Source organism: Kitasatospora sp. DSM 101779 (assembly GCF_025655475.1).
In the GTDB taxonomy this organism is placed as follows: Bacteria; Actinomycetota; Actinomycetes; order Streptomycetales; family Streptomycetaceae; genus Kitasatospora.
The window spans coordinates 7,422,112-7,440,777 of the sequence record NZ_JAHTIK010000001.1 but is presented as its reverse complement, the minus strand read 5'-3'; the positions used below and the strand labels follow the sequence as shown (position 1 = coordinate 7,440,777).

The window sequence follows — 18,666 nt, the reverse complement described above, 5'->3', positions numbered from 1 at the left end:
TCTCAGTCCTGCTTCTCGCCGGAAGCGAGGCGGGAGATGATCAGCGCGACGATGATGATCGCGCCTTGAGGACTGGTTCCACAGCGGCGGCCCGCCGGCCAGGGTCATGACGTTGACCACCGACTGCGGCGTCAGGACGCCGGTGAGAGCGCCGAAGAGGGTGCCGCGGCCGCCGTTGAGGCTGACGCCGCCGATGACGGTGGCGGCGAAGACCTGGAAGACCCAGCCGTTGCCCTGGCCAGGCGAGCGCCGATCCGCCGACCAGGACGAGCAGGACGCAGATCCAGATCACGGCCGGGGCGCCGAGCCAGCTGGTGCGGCCGAGGCAGGTGAACGAACCGGGCAGGGTGACGATCGACCGGCCCTCGGAGACGGCGACCTGCAGGCCGCGCAGCGGGGTGAGCGCGCCGAGGGTGAGGAGGAAGCAGTTCAGCCGCAGTTTGAGGATCAGGAAGCCGCTGACCGCGCGGATCAGCGCGCCGACCGCGAGGGACAGCGGGATCGCGGTCCAGGACGGGAAGAGTCCGAGGCCGTTGAATCGGGCGCCGTGGTCGGGCAGTACGAGCCACACGGCGATGACCGGAGCGACGCCGATGGTGGACTCGGGTGAGAGGTCCATCCGGCCGGCGCTCAGGATCAGGGCCTCGGCGAGGACGAGCAGGCCTCGGTTCGGTGGCCCGCCGGCCGACGCCGACCAGGTTGTCGGCGGTGAGGAAGGCGGGTGAGACCACGAACCGATGACGCCCAGGACGAGCAGCACCGGAACGAGCGACAGGTCGCGGTAGCGCGTCGGGGCGAAGCGGCCTTCGCCCGGCGCCACGAGGGCGGTGGCCGCGTTCACCGGGAGCCCCGGGGTCTCGGGGCTCCCGGTGAGCGGCCGTGCGTGGCGTCAGCGTGCGAACTTTTCGATGGCCGCCGGGGTGACGGGGGTGAAGAAGTTGACGAGGTTGCCGTCGGGGTCGCGGAACAGCAGCGACCGGTTGCCCCAGGGCATCGTGGTGGGCTCGGTGACGAAGTCGGTGACGAAGCCGGCCAGGTTCCGGTGAACGAGGTCCACGTCGTCGACGAGGAACTCGGTGATCACGCTGTGGTTGTCCGCCGGGCGGGCAGAGCCCGGGGCGAACAGCGGGACGGTGCGGGTGCCGGCGATCGCGAGGGTGGCGCCCGAGGTCTTGAGTTCGGCGAAGTCCTCGGTGGCCCACGTCGCCCGCGCTCCTGTGGCCCGCTCGTAGAACTCGACGAGGCGCGCCACGTCGCTGGTGATGATGCGGATCGAGACGAAGTCCATGGGGATCTCCTTGGTTGTGCTGGAGGGGTGCACGTCGCAGGCTAGGAGAGATAGTGGACATAATCGGTCCTCTATTCGCCTTAGGCTGGGTACATGCCTCGACCCACCGGCCGCGTGCTGACACTCCTGGAGCTGCTGCAGTCCGGCGGCACCCGGACGGTGGCCGAACTCGCCGACCGGCTCGGCGTCGACGGGCGCACCGTGCGGCGGTACGTGGACCAGCTGATCGACCTGGACGTGCCCGTGGAATCGGTGCGCGGCCGCTACGGCGGGTACCGGCTGGCCCCCGGGTACCGCCTGCCTCCGCTCATGCTCAGCGACGACGAGGCGCTGGCCGTGCTGCTCGGCCTGGTCGCCGGCCGCCGAGCAGGGTTGACGACGACGCAGCGCACGGCGAGCGAGACGGCATCGGCGAAGATCCGGAGGGTGCTGCCCCGGCACATCGCCCGCCGGCTCGACTCACTCCTGGAATCCCTCGCCTTCACGGAACAGCCCGATGATTCCGACACCCCGGACGCCGGGGTGCTGCTCACCATCGCCGATGCGGTGCGCCACCGCCGACCGGTCTCGATCCGCTACACCGACCGCGACGGACGGCGCAGCGAACGCACACTGCACGCCTACGGGATCGTCGCCCATGCGGGCCGGTGGTACGTCACGGGCCGGGACGCCGGGATCGGCGAGGACCGAACCTTCCGGCTCGATCGCATCGCAGACGCGCGGACCCTGCCCGGCGCGTTCGAAGCGCCCGCGGGTCCCGATCCGGCGCATCGCCTGCTGTCGGCCTTCTCCACCGCCGAGTACCGGCACGAGGTGACCTTGCGGATCCACGGGACGGTCGAGCAGATCCGCGCCCATCTGCCCGCCGGCATCGCGAGCCTGGAGGAACACGAGCCCGCGGCGGGCCGGGGCCGGGCGACCGAGCGCTGGCTGCGCGTCGAGCTGCGGGCGGAGCGGCTCGACTGGTTGCCTCCGGTACTCGCCTCACTCGACCGGCCGTTCGTCGTCGAGCGCCCCGATGAACTGCGCGACCTCGTCACCGCGCTCGCCGATCGCCTCGCGTCCTACGCCCGCCGAGCCTGACTGCGGGGAACCCATGTCATGAGATGGCACAGCTAGGCCTTGCCGGGCCGGTCCGTGCGGCCGGACCAGAGCGGTTCGACGAGCGTCCAGTCGTCCTCCCAGGCGTCGGCGGCCCGGTGGTCGAGCACGCCGCCGCGCAGGACGAAGACGGCGGTGGACACGGTGCCCGCGGCGGCCAGCGCCATCAGGCCGAAGCTGGCGGCCGACACGGCCAACTGGCTGTCGGCCGGGGCCGGTTCGGCGACTGTACCGGCGTCGTCCACCCAGATCGGTACCTTGGTGCCCTGCGGTGTGCCGCTCGGCACCGCGACGGTGCCCGTCCGGTTCGCGCCGGCGACCGTCCAGGTGGCCGGGGCGCCGACCGTGTCGAGCGGTCGGCCCGGGATGCCGGCGGCCGTCGCGAGGGTCGTGGCCGTTGCCGGGTGGCGGTGCTCGGCCGTCCGCCGGGCGTCGGCGCGCATGTCGTGCAGCAGGACCTGGGCGGTCACCAGGGCGGCTGCGACCGAGAGGACGGCGAGCAGGACGGCACCGACGAGCAGTCGGCTGCGGGCGCGGTCGACCCTGCGGCAGAGCGGGTTGTGGTCGAGGCCGGCGGCCCGGCGCAGGTGGCTGCGGACCGGACGGCCTGCCTCGGGCCGGCAGGGCCCGGTGGATGCGGCGGGCATGGCACGCCTCCTCAGGTCTGCTGCCGGAGCAGCCTCGTGACCGGCCGTCAGTCCTCGGCCGGGCCGGCCTCGTCCGCGCGGAGTTCGGCACCGATCTCCTGTGCCCAGCGCCGGATGTGCTCGGGGCTCCGGAAGTCGCCGCCCTTGCCGTGCCGGACCATGCTGCGCGCGACGAAGCCCGGCGTCTCGGCGGTCACACTGCCGCCGAAGGTGACGTGCCCCCGCGCGTGGAGGTGCTCCAACTCGTCGGCCACCTGGGCGACCGGCGGGATCTCGTGCTGTTCGGCAGAGCTGTCGACCGGCCCGCTGCTGAACAGCCAGAGGGGCCGCCGTTCCAGTTCGTCGGCGTGGCGGTGGGCGCAGCGGAGCGCATCGCGCTGCCAATGGTTCATGTAGAGCGCGCTGCCGAGGACGACGGCGTCGTAGTCCGTCACCGTGGTGACCTCGGCAGCGGGGAGGACCTCGGTCGTGAAGCCCTCCTCGTCCAACGCCCGGCCGATCTCCTTGGCGATGCCGGCCGTGGCACCGTGCTTGGTGCCGTAGGCCACGAGGATCCGCTGCTTCGTCATGGTGCGCCTCCCGCGGAATCGGTCCCTGAGGGGCCGGCCGGGCTTGTGCCTCCAGTTTCGTCCCGGCCCGGTCGGCGGCGACAGGGCCGCGTGTCCCGTTCCCAGGGCCGAATGGTCCCTGCCTGCGGGGGACGCAGGGGGTGTGCGATGGAGGGACCGGGGCCCATGGGAGCAGGAGGGTGTCGTGCAGGTCTTCGTCGGTTACGCGAGTGCGCACGGTTCGACGCGGCGGGTGGCCGAGCGGATCGCCGGCCGGCTGCAGTCCCACGGCCACGGCACGGTCCTCCGTCCGCTGGACCCGGACTCGGGACTCCCCGACTGCGACGCCGCCGTCCTGGGCAGCGCGATCCACGACGGCAGGTGGCTGCCGGAGGCCGTCGGGTTCGTCCGGCGGAATGCCGAGGCACTCGCCGAGCGGCCGCTGGGGCTGTTCAGTGTGAGCCTGGTCGGGCAGCGGAGCAGCGCCTTCCGCCCGGCCGTGGCCCGGTGGCTCCGGCGGCTCAAGGCACGTTCCGCCCCGGAGCTGCCCGCCGCTCTCCTCGCCTCGGTCGCGCCGGTCGACCGGCACGCCTTCGCCGGTGCGGTGGCGCCGGGGCACTGGCCGGCGACCGGCCGGGTGGTCTTCCGCCTGATGGGCGGGCGGTACGGCGAGTTCACCGACTGGGACGAGGTGGACGCATGGGCGGAGGCCGTCGCGGCGGAGCTCGCGGAGCCGGCCGGCGGCTGAGCGCCGTCAGTCCGAGACGCGGACGGCCAGGGCGGGCCTGATCCGTGCGGCGCGCCGGGCCGGACCGGCCGCGGCCAGCAGCGAGGCTGCGAGGGTGAGGACGGCGAGCACCGCGATCTGCGCCCACTCGACGGGGAAGCCGCCGTCGAGGCCGGTGAAGGCGGAGCTCTTCTGGTACATCAGCCAGGTGGTGAGCACCCCGAGGGCGGCGCCGAGCAGGGTGCCCTCAAGTGCGACGAGTCCGCTCTCCCAGAGGAAGGACCGCTCGACGGTGCCGGCCTGGCAGCCGAGGGCGCGCAGCACGCCGATGGTGCGGCGGCGTTCGCGGACGGCGCGGACCATGACGACGCCGAGTCCGGTGATGCCGATCAGCAGGCCGAGGGCGAGGAAGCCCTGCATGAGCCGGAAGAAGGCGGTGTTGGCGGCGAACAGCCGGTGCACGTCGGCGGCGATCGGCGTGGCGACCATGCTCGCGGAGAGGTGGCTGGCCTGCAGCCGGCCGGCCAGGTCCTCCGGTGAGGTGCCGGGGGCGGTGCGGACGAGGGCGGCGGCGGTCTGCGCCTGCGGGCCGAACTGGGTGCGGACGGCCTGCTCGCCCAGGACCAGCGGGTAGACGGTCGCGCTGCTGCCCGTGCCGGGGTAGAAGGCGAGGCCGCTGGTCAGCACGCCGGCGATGGTCTTCGGTTCGGCGCGGCCGGTGACCGGGTCGGTCAGGGTGAGGGTGTCGCCGGGGGCGTAGAACTTGCCGCTGGGGCCGCCGGTGTGGCCGAAGAAGTTGTCCAGGACGACGTAGTCGGGGTGGGTGGCGAGGGCGTTCCAGACGGCCTTGTCGTCGGGCAGCCCGGGCAGCCGGTCGCGGAAGGCGATGCCGCTCGTCGCTCCGTCGGGCACTCCGACGACGGCGGTCTCCAGCGGTTCGGCGGTGCGGTGGCCGGGGTCGGTGGCCTGCCCGCGGGCCTGCAGCAGGGGGGCGACGGCCTCGATCCGGCGGGCGAGCTGGCCGGTGCGCAGGTCCGTCAGCGGGTTCGGGCCTGCCGTCTGCGGGTTGTAGTCCACGCGGAGGGTGTAGCCGGCGGTCGCGTCGGCGGCGGCCTGGTCGATGCTGGCGTTCATGATGCCGCTGATCTCGGTGAGCAGCACCAGGACGAGCACGATCAGGGTGTACATCACCATGGTCGAGCCGGTGCGGAACCGCTTGGCCAGCGGGTACGCGGCGGCGAGCCGGGTGGCGAGCCCCTGCTGGGTGGGGCGGTTCATCAGGCGCCGCAACGGCCGCAGCACGGCGTGCTGGTTCTCGCTGACCAGGACGACGGCGGAGAACGCGGCCAGGGTGCCGAGGATGACGTAGACCGCCATGGACGGGGTGTCGAAGACGCGGGGGCGGATCACGCTCGCGGCCAGCGTCCAGACGAGGACCAGTGCCGCCGCGATGCTGGTGGCCGCCCGGCGCGGCATCACCCTGGACGCGGCGGGTACCGCGAAGGCGACGGCCAGCGCGGGCAGCAGGTAGGTCTGTTCGGCCTGGCTCCGGGCGAGGGCCGGTACGGCGGCCAGCGCGCAGAGCAGGCTCAGGGCGGTGCAGACGGCCACGAGTCGGCGGCGCGGGCGGCGGCCGGACTCGACGGGCAGGTCCCGTACGGCGGCGATGACGTTGAACCGGCTGATCCGGGCGCTGGTGGCGGCGATCGCGGCCAGGGCGATCACCAGGCCGAGCGCGGCGCCGTTGACGAGGCTGGTCGGGGTGACGGCGAAGGCGATGTCGAGGCCGCTGCCGTCCACCGACCAGCTGCGGAAGATCTGGGCGGCGGCCACGGCGACGCCCCAGCCGACGGCGATCCCGATGGCAACGCCGGGCAGTGCTGCGGCCAGCGCGTAGAGGGCCCCTTCGATGCTGAACGAGCCGACCAGGTGGGCCCGTTTGAGTCCGACCGCGCGGAGCATGCCCAGCTGGGTCTTCCGCTCCTCGGCGAGCATCACGAAGATGTTCACCAGCAGCAGCGCTCCGGCGATGATGCTGAAGCTGCCGATCATCAGGAACAGGGCGCCGAGGGCGTCGCCGGTCGCGTCGGCCTGGGCGAGCACGGTGTGCTTGGGAGTGTCGACGGCGGCCCGGCCGGCGTCGGGGCCGAGCGCGCTGCGGATCCCGGCGGTGACGGGGCCGGTGAGCCTCTCGCCCGCCTCGACGCCGCCGCGGTTGGACACCAGGGTCACCGCGTGCGTGCTGCCCGCACCGGCCGCGTCCAGCGTGCCGGGCGGCAGGAAGGCGTTGCGGTTGACCCGTCCGCCGATTCCGACGCCTGCGAGGCCCTGCTGAGGGACGACCCGGGCCACCGTGAAGTCGGCGGCGTGCCCGTTCAGGTACAGGGTGACGGGACGGCCGACGCCGGTCTTCAGCGAGCGGGCGAGGGGTTCGTTCAGGACGACCTGGCCCGGGGGCGGGGTCGGGCCGGCGAGCCCGGAGGGGCCGCCGGCGGCACCGAAGCGTGCGGCCGCGTCGAAGTCGAGCTGCCAGGCGAGCACCCGGGGTTCGGCCACGGGCTGGGCGGCGTGGGTGTTGACCGCCGCGGCCTGCGCGACCTCGGCGGTGAGCACGCCGTCGACGTCGGGATCGGCCGCCAGGGGCTGCAGCCGGTCGGCGATCGCGCGTCCCGCGGCCGGGTCGGTGCTGACGATCCGTTCGTCCACCGGCCCGAGGGTGCGGTACGCCTCCTGGCGGACCGAGAAGTTCAGGGTGTCGCCGACGACGAGTGCGCCGACGATGATCGCCGTGCCGAGGACGGAGCCGGTGACGACCAGGGCGGCCTCCGTCCGGCGCCGCGCGACCTGTCGCAGCGCCAGGCGGCGTACCACGGGCTTGCGGACGGCGACGAGCAGCAGCGTCAGCAGGGCGGCTCCGAGGACGCCGAGGAGCGGGAGGAGGAGGTTCGGGTACATGCTCAGCCCGCCGCCTGCAGCTCGGGTTGGCGGGTGTCGGAGACCAGCCGCCCGTCGCGCATCCGGATGACGCGGGGCAGCCGGGCGCCGATGGCCTCGTCGTGGGTGACCAGCACGATGGTCTGGCCCTCGTCGCGGTTGAGGGTGTGCAGCAGGTCCATCACCTGGGCGGCCATGGTGCTGTCGAGGTTGCCGGTGGGCTCGTCCGCCCACACCACGGCGGGGCGGGCGACGAGGGCGCGGGCGATGGTGACGCGCTGCTGTTCACCGCCGGAGAGTTCGCTGGGCCGGTGCGTCGTCCGGTGGCCGAGGCCGACCCGTTCCAGCATGGCTACGGCACGGGCTCGGGCCTCGCGCGGTGCGGTGCCGGTGAGCAGCAGCGGGAGTTCGACGTTCTCGGCGGCGGAGAAGACCGGGATCAGGTTGAAGGCCTGGAAGACGAAGCCCATCGCGCGGGCGCGGTGCTCGGTGCGTTCGCCGTCCGACATGGCGAACAGGTCGCGGCCGTCGACCTCGACCCGGCCCGCGTCGATGTCGTCCAGCCCGGAGAGGCAGTTGAGCAGGGTGGTCTTGCCCGAGCCCGACGGGCCCATCACGCCGACGAGTTCACCGGGCAGGACGGTGAGGTCGAGGTCCCGCAGCGCCGTCACCTCGACGGTGCCCGTCCGGTAGACCTTGCGGACACCGGTGGCGGCCAGCAGCGGCTGCGTCGCGTCGCTCGTCAGGGTGGCCATGGCCGTCTCCTCGGTGCGGGGCGGTCCCCGACTCCGAGCCTCGTCCGGGAACCGCCCCGCCCCAAGTGCCGACCGGCCCCGGCGCCCGGGGGCGGACGGGCCTGTCGGCCGGGGGCGGACGGGCCCGTCGGCCGGCGAGGCCATTCGGCCCGGGCGGAGGGCCCACCTGGCCCTGGTGTCGTCGGCGGACTCCTGTTGGTGTGGAGCCGAGGAGGGGCCCGGGCACGCCCGGAGGTTGGAGGACACCGCGGGGGCCGCGCGAGGACGGAGGCCCGTCATGAAGGCCGACATCGGGGACCGGGTCATCGTGAACGCCACCCGGCCCGGCGCCGCACGGCGTGACGGCGAGATCGTGGCGCTGCACCATCCGGACGGCAGCCCGCCCTGGGACGTGCGCTGGTCGGAGAGCGGCCGGGTGTCCATGTTCTTCCCCGGCCCGGACACCCAGCTGCACCACTTCGAGCATCCCGGGTTCGAGCATCCCGGGCACGACGAGCGGGTGGCCGGTGTGCTCCACACCTTCGCCGACTGAGGCCTGCGCCGCGTCGGTCGTGCGCGGCCGGTCGCGCTTCCGGCACGTGTGACCGTGCACGGGCGGTGGTCGCCGGAAATCGCGCGGCCGGCGGGCGGGGACTGCCGCCCGACCGGCGTCAGGGCCCGCGGGGCCGGATTCCGGCCGCCGGGGCTCTTCGGCTCGCGGACGAGGACGTGTGTGCTCCGGGTCGGAGCAGGGCCGCCACGATGCGCTCGGCCCAGCCGGGGTCGGCGGTGCGACCGGCGAGGTAGTCGGCGCAGAAGGCGCCCGCGGTGTTCCTCCCTCCCCTCACGGTCGTCTCCGCCTTCCGCCGAGCGGGGCCCGGCGGCGAAGGGCCGGAGGGGCACCTGGGAGCGGGGCCTTCAGCCCTCCGCGGGCTCTCCGGGACGGGCGGCGGGACACTGCGGGGCCGGCCGCCTCTCGGACCGGCCTCGTGCGGGACGCGGCACCGAGGCGCCGAGGGCCCCGTCCTCGTCCGGCCCCGGCGGACGCGGCCGTGGCCCGGACCGCCGGACGGCCCGGGCCACGGGAAACGGGCGCGCGGGCACGCGGATGTGCGGGCGCGCGGGTGTGCTCACGCGTGCGGCACGACGGCGACCGGGCCGTGGGCGTGGTGCAGGACGGCGTGTGCGGTGCCGCCGAGCCGCGGGGCCGCGGGGAGCAGCCGCGGTGTCCGGCGGCCGACCACCACCAGGGCGGCCGACCGCGACGCCTCCACCAGGGCACGCCCGGCCGGCCAGCCGGTCACCTCGGCCTCGGCCCCGACCTCGGGGTACTTCTCCCGCCAGCGCGCGAGCGCGTCCCGGAGCCGCAGCGTCTCGGCCTCGGCCATCGACTCCCTGATCTCCGGCTGGGCCATCGGAGCGTCCGTCACGTAGGGCCCGGCGGGCACGGTCAGGCTCTCCAGCGCCCGCAGACCGGTGCCGAGCTCGGCCGCCTGCTCGAAGGCGAAGGCCAGGACCTCGTCGCAGGGCCGTCCGCCCTCCACGCCGACCACCACGTCGCCGCTCGCACCGCGGCCCTCCGCACCCGGCCGCACGAGGACCACCGGGCAGGCGGCGAGCGTCGCCGCCCGCACTGCCACCGACCCGACGAGCAGCCCCGCGAACCCGCCCCGACCGCGCGAGCCCAGCACCAGCAGCCCCTCGCGCTCCCCCGCGGCAACGAGCGCGTGGGCCGGGCTCCCGGGCACGTGCTCGCAGTGGATCTCCAGGTCGGGCAGGGTGTCCAGGAGTCGGTCGCGCAGCACACGGACCGGCTCCGGCAGCGGCTCGGCCGGGTCTCCGGGCTGCTCCGCGAGCGGGGCCTCCGGTCCCCCGGCGTGGACCATCCGCAGCGCCCGGCCGCTGCGCCGGGCCTGCCGGGCCGCCCACTCGGCCGCCGCCGAGCTCTCCGCGGAACCGTCGACCCCCACCACCACGGACTGAGTCATGATCACAACCTCCTTCGTTGGGTGTCGCGCGGCACCGGTGCCCGCAACCTCGTCCCCGCAGGACAGCTTCTCGGCGGGCAGCCGCCGGCCACAGGGGCCGGGCAGCCCCGGACGGGGCCCGAAGGTCCCGGGTCCGGGGCTGCAGTGCCACGGCCGGCGGCGGGTCCGTGCCATTCTTCGCCCCCCCGGTACCAGGGGTGCTGATACCGGGTCAGCTGCTCCAGGTCCAGTCGGCGACCTCGCGCAGGTCGGTGCCGTGTTCGCGGATCCAGGCGTGGTGGCGGGTCCGCCGGTCGGCCATCTCCTGCCGCACGGCGGCGGCCCGGACGGCGAGGCCGGGAACGCGGTCGATGACGTCCATGACCAGCCGGTAGCGGTCGAGGTCGTTGCGGACGACCATGTCGAACGGAGTGGTCGTGGTGCCGGACTCCTTGTAGCCGCGCACGTGGAGCCGGGGGTGGACGGCCCGGCGGTAGGCGAGGCGGTGGATCAGCCACGGGTAGCCGTGGTACGCGAAGACCACCGGCCGGTCGCGTGTGAAGAGGGCGTCGAACTCGGCGTCCGGCATGCCGTGCGGATGCTCCTCGGCTGGCATCAGCCGGGCCAGGTCCACGACGTTCACCACCCGCACGGCCAGGTCGGGCAGGTCACGGCGCAGCAGGCCGGCCGCGGCCACGATCTCCTGGGTGGGCACGTCGCCGGCGCAGGCCAGCACGACATCGGGTTCGCGGCCGCCGTCGTCGGTGCCCGCCCACTCCCAGATCCCGGCGCCGCGGGCGCAGTGGACGCGGGCCTCGTCGAGCGTGAGCCAGTCGAAGCAGGGCTGCTTGCCGGCCACGACGACGTTGACGTGGTCGCGGCTGCGCAGGACGTGGTCGGCGGTGGCGAGCAGGGTGTTGGCGTCCGGCGGGAAGTAGACCCGGACGGCCTCGGGGCTCTTGTTGAGGACGTGGTCGACGAAGCCCGGGTCCTGGTGGGAGAAGCCGTTGTGGTCCTGGCGCCAGACGTGCGAGGTGAGCAGGTAGTTGAGCGAGGCGATCGGCGCCCGCCAGGGCAGGGCGCGGGTGGTGCGCAGCCACTTGATGTGCTGGTTCACCATCGAGTCGACGATGTGGACGAACGCCTCGTAGCAGGAGAACAGGCCGTGGCGTCCGGTGAGCAGGTAGCCCTCCAGCCAGCCCTGGCAGGTGTGTTCGGAGAGGATCTCCATGACCCGGCCGTCCCGGGCGAGGTGTTCGTCGACGGGCAGGGTGTCGGCCTGCCAGGCCTTGCCGGTGACGGTGTAGACGGCCTGGAGCCGGTTGGAGGCGGTCTCGTCCGGGCCGACCAGGCGGAAGTCGCGGCGGTCGGCGGTGGCAGCCATCAGATCGGCGAGCAGACCGCCCAGGACGTGGGTGGGTTCGTGCCGGGTGCTGCCCGGCTTGTCCACCGGAACCGCGTAGCGGTCCAGGTCCGGCAGCGGCAGGTCGCGCAGTAGCAGGCCGCCGTTGGCGTGCGGGTTGGCCCCGAGCCGGCGGGTGCCGTCGGGTATGCAGGCCAGCACGTCGGCGGCCGGCCTGCCGTGCTCGTCGAAGAGTTCCCGGGGACGGTAGGAGCGCAGCCAGGCCTCCAGCTGGGCGAGGTGGCCGGGGTTGTCCCGGACCTGGTCGAGCGGTACCTGGTGGGCCCGCCAGGTACCCTCCACCGGCAGGCCGTCGACCTCGGCCGGGCCGGTCCATCCCTTCGGGGTGCGCAGCACGATCAGCGGCCAGTGCGGGCGCCGGGTGGACCCGTCGGTGCGGGCCTCGTACTGGATCGCGGCGATCCGGTCCAGGGCGGTGTCCATGGCCTCGGCCATCGCCCGGTGGACGGCCGCCGGGTCGGTGCCGGTGACGTACAGCGGGAGGTGGCCGTAGCCGCGCAGCAGGGCGTCGAGTTCGCCCTCGGGCAGCCGGGACAGCACCGTCGGGTTGGCGATCTTGTAGCCGTTCAGGTGCAGGATCGGCAGCACCGCACCGTCGTGCATCGGGTCGAGGAACTTGTTGCCGTGCCAGGACGCGGCCAGCGGGCCTGTTTCGGCCTCGCCGTCGCCGATCACGCAGGCGACCAGCAGCCCAGGGCTGTCGAAGGCCGCGCCGTACGCGTGTGAGAGCGCGTAGCCGAGTTCGCCGCCCTCGTGGATCGAGCCCGGGGTCTCCGGCGCGACATGGCTCGGCACTCCACCGGGGAAGGAGAACTGACGGAACAGCCGGGCCATGCCCGCCTCGTCCCGGCTCACGTCCGGGTAGGTCTCGGAGTAGCTGCCGTCCAGCCACGAGTTCGCCAGCACGGCCGGGCCGCCGTGTCCGGGGCCCCACACGCAGATCGCGTCCAGGTCGCGGTTCCTGACGACCCGGTTGAGGTGGGTGTGCACCAGGTTCAGTCCCGGCGAGGTGCCCCAGTGCCCCAGCAGCCGCGGTTTGATGTGCTCGGGGCGCAGCGGCTCGCGCAGCAGCGGGTTGGCCATCAGGTAGATCTGTCCCACGGCGAGGTAGTTGGCGGCCCGCCAGTGGGCGTCGAGCGACCGCAGCTCCTCCTCGGACAGGGGGCCGGGCACCGGGCTCGGGGTCGTGGGCATGTCGGCTGCCTCCTCGGCATCGGTCCGGACGGCCGCCGGGCGGCGGCCCGGGCCATCGTCACCTGCTGCGACCGGCCGGGCACAGGGCCGATCGGGCCCCGGAACCGGATCCGGGCCGGGACCTGCGGCCCCGGCGGGCACGACTGCGGGGCCGCACGGCACCATCCGGGTGCCGGTCGCCCACGGGTGCCGGCCGACCGCCGCAGGACGGCCCGACGAGCGGGAGTAGGCGTGATCGACCGTGGATGCACCACGGGGGCGTATCCGGTCACGGCGGGATCGCCGCGCCGGCGGCCGCGTAGGAACGGCCGGGCCGGCTGCGCCGCGGAGACGCGCCGGAACCGGGCACGGCCCCCACGCCGCCCCGGTTCCGCGTTCCGTCCCGGCCGGCCCCCCGCGGCCCCGGTTCCGCCCGTCCCTACCGCACGGGGGTGATCAGGCCGTAGTGGCCGTCGTGGCGGTGGTAGAGCACGTTGCCGCGACCGGTCTCGGCGTCGGTGAAGAACACGAAGGGCAGACCGCTCAGATCGAGGCGCTCGACCGCGTCCGCGACCGTGAGTTCCGGCGCGCCCACGGTGCTCGCCGGCAGGCCCGGGACCTGATCGGCCCGGGGACCGGCCGTGGCCAGCCGGTACCCGCCGTCGGCGGCGTCCCGGTGGACCACACTGTCGCCGCCGCCCGCCGCGTCCGTGAACAGGTGGAAGTCGTAGTCCATCGCCTCCAGTTCGAGCACCGCCTCCCAGGGGGTCTGCCGCGCCGGGCTGTAGGACGTGTGCCGCACGATCCGGCGGTCCCCGGTGCTCCGGGCGGCCCGCTGCGGGCGGGGCCCGTGGCCGGTGCCGTCGGTCCCGGCATCCGGGGCCGTCCCGTGGTGGCGGTGGTGCTCGTGGTGACGGCGGACGCGGGCGATCCGCGCGTTCAGCCGGTCCTGGAGCAGGTCGATCGCCTCCTGCATGGTGGCGGCCGCCACGTGGGCCCGTACGGGCCTGCCGTTGAGGTCGACCACGGCCTGGGCGCGGGAGGGCTCGGCCACCGCGCGGTTGGGCTCCTGGGTGAGCTTCACCCGGGCGGCGAGGACGGGCTCGTCCAGCCGCTCCAGCACGGCGAGCAGCTTCGTGCGGGCGTAGTCGGGCGCGGCGAGGGTGACCTCGCCGCGGGTCTCCACCCGGACGCCGGTGGCGGGGCGGGTCTGCAGACGGTTCATCGGGGTTCCCTTCGTGGTGGGTTCAGACTGCGGTTCGGGGCGCCGGCGGGCGGGCTGCCGGCCCCGGGGCGGCCGGGCCGGGCAGCCGCGGACGGACGGTGGTGCCGGTGGTGCCGAGGAGTGCGCCGAGGGCGTCGTCCAGCGGTCCGATCACGGCGACCCGCCCGGCGGTCTCGGCGAAGGCGGCCGCGGCCTCGGCCTTGGGCCGCATCGAGCCTGCGGGCAGGTCGAGTTCACGCAGCCCGTCGGGGGTGACATCGGTGATCGGACCGGGGTGGGCGGCGCCGAAGCGGGTGAACACGTGGGTGACGTCGGTGAGGATCAGCAGGGCGTCCGCGTCGAGCAGTTCGGCGAGCAGGGCGGCGGTGAGGTCCTTGTCGACCACGGCCTCGACGCCGCGGACGCGCCCGGTGTCCGGGTCGCGGACGACCGGAATGCCGCCGCCTCCGGCGGCGATGACCACGGTGCCGGTGGCGAGCAGGGCGCGGATCGCCGGCATTTCGGTGATCGCGACGGGCCGCGGCGAGGGCACGGTGCGGCGCAGACGGTCGCCGTCACGCGCCGTGGTCCAGCCGCGTTCGGCCTCCATGAGCCGGGCCTGGCGGTCCGTGAGGTGTCCTCCGACGAACTTGTCCGGCCGCCCGAGCGCCGGATCGTGCGGGTCGACCTCGGTGTGGGTGATCAGCGCGGCCACGGCCCGTCCGGGCAGGCGGGACCCGAGCTCGCGGGCGAGCAGGGTACCGATCATGCCCTGGGTCTCGGCTCCGACGACGTCCAGCGGGTAGGGCGCGGCCAGCGCCGGGTCGGCCTCGCTCTCGGCGGCGAGCAGGCCGACCTGCGGACCGTTGCCGTGGGTGATCACCACCTCGTGCCCGGCGAGGACGAGTTCGGCGAGCGACCGGGCGGCGTCGTGGACGTGCTGCTGCTGGACGGCGGCGTCGGGGTGCTCCCCGCGCCGGAGCAGGGCGTTTCCGCCGAGGGCGGCGACGATGTGCACGGTCAGTCCCTCCCGAGGGTGGCGACGAGGATCGCCTTGATGGTGTGCATCCGGTTCTCGGCCTGCTCGAAGACCAGCGACGCCGGCGACTCGAACACCTCGTCGGTGACTTCGAGGCCGTCCAGTCCGTGCTGCTCGGCGAGTTCGGCGCCGAGGTCGGTGCCGAGGTCGTGCAGGGCGGGCAGGCAGTGCAGGAATGCCGTGTCTGGGTTGCCGGTCGCGGCCATCGTCCGGGCGTTGACCTGGTACGGCAGCAGCAGGTCGATGCGCTCCTTCCACCGGCCGTGGTCCTCGCCCATCGAGACCCAGACGTCGGTGTAGAGGTAGTCCGCGCCGCGCACGGCCTCGTCGACCTCCTCGGTGAGGGTGAGCCGGGCGCCGCTGTCCCGGCCGCGCAGCAGGCACTCCGCTACCAGGGACGGATCCGGCCACAGTTCGCGCGGCGCGGCGACGCGCACGTCCAGCCCGAGCAGACTGCCCATCGCCATCAGCGAGTTGGCGGTGTTGTTGCGTGCGTCGCCGAGGTAGCAGAAGGAGATCTGCTCCAGCGGCCTGCCGCTGTGCTCGCGCATGGTGAAGACGTCGCACAGGCTCTGGGTGGGGTGGCACTCGTCCGTGAGGCCGTTGTACACGGGGACGCCGGCGTGCGCGGCGAGTCCGGTGACGGTGGCCCGGGCGAAGCCGCGGTACTCGATGCCGTCGTACATCCGGCCGAGCACGCGGGCGGTGTCGGCGACGGACTCCTTGTGGCCGATGTGGGAGCTGTCGGGGCCGAGGTAGGTGGTGGTGGCACCCTGGTCGGCCGCGGCGACCTCGAAGGCGCAGCGGGTCCGGGTGGAGTTCTTCTCGAAGATCAGCGCGAGACGGCGGCCGGTCAGCCGCGGGACTTCGGTGCCGCTCCGCTTGGCGGCCTTCAGCTCGGCGGCGAGGTCGAGCAGGCGGTGGATCTCGGCCGCGGTGAAGTCGAACTCGCGTAGGTAGTGGCGGCCGTTCAGGTTGACGGTCATGGCGGATTCGTCCTCCGGACGGGTCAGGCGACGGGGTCGCGCTGGATCGGGCAGCTCATGCATCGGGGGCCGCCCCGGCCACGGCCGAGCTCGGAGCCGGCGATGGTGACGATCTCGATGCCCTGCTTGCGCAGGTGGGTGTTGGTGGTGGTGTTGCGCTCGTAGCCGACGACGACGCCGGGTTCGAGGGCGAGGAAGTTGCTGCCGTCGTCCCACTGCTCGCGCTCGGCGGCCCGGGCGTCCTGCTCGGCGGAGAGGAGGCGGACCTTGTCCATGCCGAGGGACTCGGCGAGGGAGGCCGCCAGGTCGGCGTCCGGGGTGACCTCGAAGCCGCTGGGCCGTTCGGGGGCGGGGGTGAGGGTCCACGAACGCAGCCGGTCGGCCAGGCCGGGGTGGACGGCGAAGGTGTCCCGGTCGATCATCGTCAGAACGGTGTCGAGGTGCATGAACGCCCGGCTCTCCGGCAGCCGTACGGCGATCAGCCGGTGCGCGGCACCGAACAGGAAGAGGTTCTGGGCCAGTTGCTCGACCGCCTGGGCGGTGGTGCGCTCACCCATGCCGACCATGACCACCCCGGGGGCGAGGACGTGGACGTCGCCTCCCTCCAGGCTCGGCCCGGGGCCGGCCGCGGTGCCGTCCAGCAGCGGCGGCGCGGTCTCGGCGAACAGCGGGTGGAAACGGTAGATCGCGGCCGTGTGCAGGGTCTCCCGGCGGCGGGCGGGCCTGGCCATCGGGTTGAGGCTGTAGCGGGCGCCGATCCAGCAGGAGTTGTCGCGCGGGAAGAGGTGGTTGGGCAGCGGGGGGAGGGCGAAGTCCTGCTCGCCCAGCGTGTTCCAGAGCAGGCTGTGGGGCCTGTGGATCGGCAGGTCGTTCTTGAGGACGCCGCCGATCAGGTACTCGGCGAGCGCCGCGCCGTCGAGCTGCTCGCACAGCTCCCGCACCGGCTCCACCAGCGCCGGGCCGACCGCGGCCGGAGTGACGACCTGGCCGAGCAGCCAGGCACGGGCGGGCGCGAGGTCGAGGGTCTCGGCGAGCAGGTCGGCGTAGTGGTGGACGCGCACGCCGTGGTCGCGCAGCACCTGGGCGAAGGCGTCGTGCTCCTCGCGGGCCCGCTTGGCCCACAGGATGTCGTCGAAGAGCAGCTCGTCGACGTTGCGCGGGGTGAGTCGGGAGAGTTCCAGGCCGGGGCGGTGCAGGATCACCTGGCGCAGCCGGCCGGCTTCCGAGTCGACACGCAGAGTGGACATGTCGGTGTGCTCCTTGGCTCTCAGTGCTGGTGGCGCGGCGTCAGCGCGCGGCGGAGGATGGCGGGCAGGCCCGCACGGCGTGCGCTGCGGGCCGCCGCGGGCAGCGGCTCCTCGCGCCCGGCCTGCGCGGCCCCGGTGTGCGGGGTTCCGGTGTGCGGAGTTCCGGTGTGCGGAGTTGCGGTGAGGGCACCGGTTCCGGCGGTGCGGGTGTGCGGGCGCTTCAGCCAGATGTAGGCGGGAATGCCGAGCAGGATGGTGAACAGGCCGTAGTAGACGGTCTGGTAGCCGCTGCCCTGGATCGACCAGTAGCAGAACACCAGGGCCGCGACGGTGACGACGCCGTCCCGGACGAGGCGGGGCCGGTCGAGGTCCTCACGGCCGTGCTGCACCAGCCAGAGCAACTGGGCTGCGGTGGCGACCAGGTACGGCACGGCTGCGGTGAGCACGCTCAGCAGCACGATCCCGGTGAAGACCTGGGTGAAGCGGGTGTAGCTGACCACGGTGAGCACCGAGGCGAGGACGGTCGCCGAGACGATGCCGAAGGCCGGCACGCCGGCGCGCCCGCGGACCTTGGTGAAGGCGGACGGGAAGAGTCCGTCCCGGGCGGCGGCCATCGGCATCTCGGCGCAGATCAGCGTCCACCCGTTCAGCGCGCCGATGCCGGAGACGATCGCCGCCGCCGCGACCAGGTCACCGGCCCAGTGGCCGCCCGCGACGGTGTTCACCGCGTCCGTGAACGGCGCCGTGGAGGAGCCGAGTCGGGCGTGCGGCACGGTGCCGAAGACGGCCAGCGTGCCCAGCAGGTAGATCGCGGCGCACGCCAGCGTGCCGTACACCGTGGCGCGCGGGACGTTGCGCTCCGGATCGCGGACCCGGCCGGCGGCCACCGAGGCGGTCTCCAGGCCGATGTAGCTGAACAGGGCGATCGCCCCCGCCGCCGACACCGCCCCCAGCGCCGACGTCCCGCTCGCGTTGAAGGCGCCGAAGTTCCCGGGCTTCACGAACAGCAGGCCGACCGTGCCCATGAAGGCCAGCGGAAGGAACTTCAGCACCGTGGTGACGACCTGGAACGCGCCGACGGCCCGTACGCCCGTCAGGTTGACGACGGCCGGCACCCACAGGCCCGCGAGCGCGATCGCGACCGAACCCCCGGTGTGGTGGCCCTTGTTGACGAACACCTCGACATAGCCGACCCAGGCCACCGCGATGGCCGCGTTGCCCGCCCAGGCGGTGATCCAGTACGACCACGCGGTGAGGAACCCGGCGAACTCCCCGAACGCCTCCCGGGCGTAGACGTACGGCCCGCCGCTTCCCGGCACCCGCTCCGACAGTCGGCCGAAGGTCACCGCCAGCGCCAGTGCACCCACCGTCACCAGAACGAACGCCACCAGGGCGATCGGCCCGTACGGGGCGAGTGCGGACGGCAGCGCGAACACGCCGGTACCGATGACACTGCCGACCACCAGGGCGGTCGCCGCCGGCAGCTCGAAGCCGCCGGCCGTTCCGGACGGACCGTCATCCGGAGTTCTCTGCAGCGCCTCTCCGCGGCTTTGTACGGACATCACGCGCTCCTTTGCGGTGTGCTCGGGGGAAGCGGGCGGGCACCGCTGTGCCCGTGACCCACGGTGAAGATCCTCCGAGAGCGGCC

General features: G+C 73.9%; 15 protein-coding genes and 1 pseudogene. 3 read left to right on the top strand and 13 right to left on the bottom strand.

The features are described from left to right. Window positions 1-2: 2 nt before the first annotated feature. Together KSNIM_RS33770 and KSNIM_RS33765 are read right to left on the bottom strand one after the other, a co-directional pair. A pseudogene (locus tag KSNIM_RS33770) lies at window positions 3-841 on the bottom strand (ABC transporter permease). Between the two features lie 48 nt (window positions 842-889). Beyond that, the gene (locus tag KSNIM_RS33765) at window positions 890-1,288 is read right to left on the bottom strand and encodes a VOC family protein (RefSeq protein ID WP_263106967.1); all 399 of its coding nucleotides are present in this window, start codon (window positions 1,286-1,288) and stop codon (window positions 890-892) included. Window positions 1,289-1,381: 93 nt separating this feature from the next. Between KSNIM_RS33765 and KSNIM_RS33760 the strand changes: the two genes are divergently transcribed. Further along, window positions 1,382-2,371, top strand: a complete 990-nt coding sequence (locus KSNIM_RS33760) for a helix-turn-helix transcriptional regulator (protein WP_263106966.1) — start codon at window positions 1,382-1,384, stop codon at window positions 2,369-2,371. Between the two features lie 32 nt (window positions 2,372-2,403). Here KSNIM_RS33760 and KSNIM_RS33755 read toward each other — a convergent pair whose 3' ends face one another. Then, a complete protein-coding gene (locus tag KSNIM_RS33755; protein ID WP_263106964.1) occupies window positions 2,404-3,036 on the bottom strand; it encodes a hypothetical protein in 633 nt (210 codons plus the stop codon). 47 nt (window positions 3,037-3,083) lie between these two features. Then, window positions 3,084-3,605, bottom strand: coding sequence for a flavodoxin domain-containing protein (locus KSNIM_RS33750; RefSeq protein ID WP_263106963.1), 522 nt, complete (start codon window positions 3,603-3,605; stop codon window positions 3,084-3,086). Window positions 3,606-3,789: 184 nt separating this feature from the next. On the opposite strand from KSNIM_RS33750, the gene KSNIM_RS33745 reads away from it, so the two are divergent. Then, window positions 3,790-4,332, top strand: coding sequence for a flavodoxin domain-containing protein (locus tag KSNIM_RS33745; protein WP_263106962.1), 543 nt, complete (start codon window positions 3,790-3,792; stop codon window positions 4,330-4,332). A 6-nt stretch (window positions 4,333-4,338) separates the two neighbouring features. On the opposite strand, the gene KSNIM_RS33740 is transcribed toward KSNIM_RS33745, so the two are convergent. Next, complete coding sequence (locus tag KSNIM_RS33740) at window positions 4,339-7,266, bottom strand: ABC transporter permease (protein WP_263106961.1); 2,928 nt, start codon at window positions 7,264-7,266, stop codon at window positions 4,339-4,341. 2 nt (window positions 7,267-7,268) lie between these two features. Further along, the gene (locus KSNIM_RS33735) at window positions 7,269-8,000 is read right to left on the bottom strand and encodes an ABC transporter ATP-binding protein (protein ID WP_263106960.1); all 732 of its coding nucleotides are present in this window, start codon (window positions 7,998-8,000) and stop codon (window positions 7,269-7,271) included. 277 nt (window positions 8,001-8,277) lie between these two features. On the opposite strand from KSNIM_RS33735, the gene KSNIM_RS33730 reads away from it, so the two are divergent. Further along, a complete protein-coding gene (locus tag KSNIM_RS33730) occupies window positions 8,278-8,532 on the top strand; it encodes a DUF1918 domain-containing protein (RefSeq protein WP_263106959.1) in 255 nt (84 codons plus the stop codon). Between the two features lie 577 nt (window positions 8,533-9,109). Here KSNIM_RS33730 and KSNIM_RS39210 read toward each other — a convergent pair. The 7 genes from KSNIM_RS39210 to KSNIM_RS33690 all read right to left on the bottom strand — a co-directional run bounded on the left by KSNIM_RS39210 (window position 9,110) and on the right by KSNIM_RS33690 (window position 18,580). After that, on the bottom strand, window positions 9,110-9,967 hold the full coding sequence (locus KSNIM_RS39210) for a universal stress protein (RefSeq protein WP_317634087.1): 858 nt from the start codon (window positions 9,965-9,967) through the stop codon (window positions 9,110-9,112). A 211-nt stretch (window positions 9,968-10,178) separates the two neighbouring features. Beyond that, window positions 10,179-12,563 (bottom strand): phosphoketolase, encoded by a 2,385-nt coding sequence (locus KSNIM_RS33715; RefSeq protein ID WP_263106958.1) that lies wholly within the window; start codon window positions 12,561-12,563, stop codon window positions 10,179-10,181. Between the two features lie 418 nt (window positions 12,564-12,981). After that, entirely contained in the window at window positions 12,982-13,767 is a 786-nt protein-coding gene (locus KSNIM_RS33710; protein WP_263106957.1) for an HPF/RaiA family ribosome-associated protein, read from the bottom strand. A gap of 22 nt (window positions 13,768-13,789) precedes the next feature. Further along, window positions 13,790-14,764 (bottom strand): carbamate kinase, encoded by a 975-nt coding sequence (locus KSNIM_RS33705; protein WP_263106956.1) that lies wholly within the window; start codon window positions 14,762-14,764, stop codon window positions 13,790-13,792. A 2-nt stretch (window positions 14,765-14,766) separates the two neighbouring features. Next, window positions 14,767-15,771, bottom strand: coding sequence for an ornithine carbamoyltransferase (gene argF, locus KSNIM_RS33700; RefSeq protein ID WP_263106955.1), 1,005 nt, complete (start codon window positions 15,769-15,771; stop codon window positions 14,767-14,769). A 23-nt stretch (window positions 15,772-15,794) separates the two neighbouring features. Beyond that, entirely contained in the window at window positions 15,795-17,018 is a 1,224-nt protein-coding gene (locus KSNIM_RS33695) for an arginine deiminase (protein ID WP_263106954.1), read from the bottom strand. Window positions 17,019-17,038: 20 nt separating this feature from the next. Further along, on the bottom strand, window positions 17,039-18,580 hold the full coding sequence (locus KSNIM_RS33690) for an APC family permease (RefSeq protein ID WP_263106953.1): 1,542 nt from the start codon (window positions 18,578-18,580) through the stop codon (window positions 17,039-17,041). Window positions 18,581-18,666: the final 86 nt, after the last annotated feature.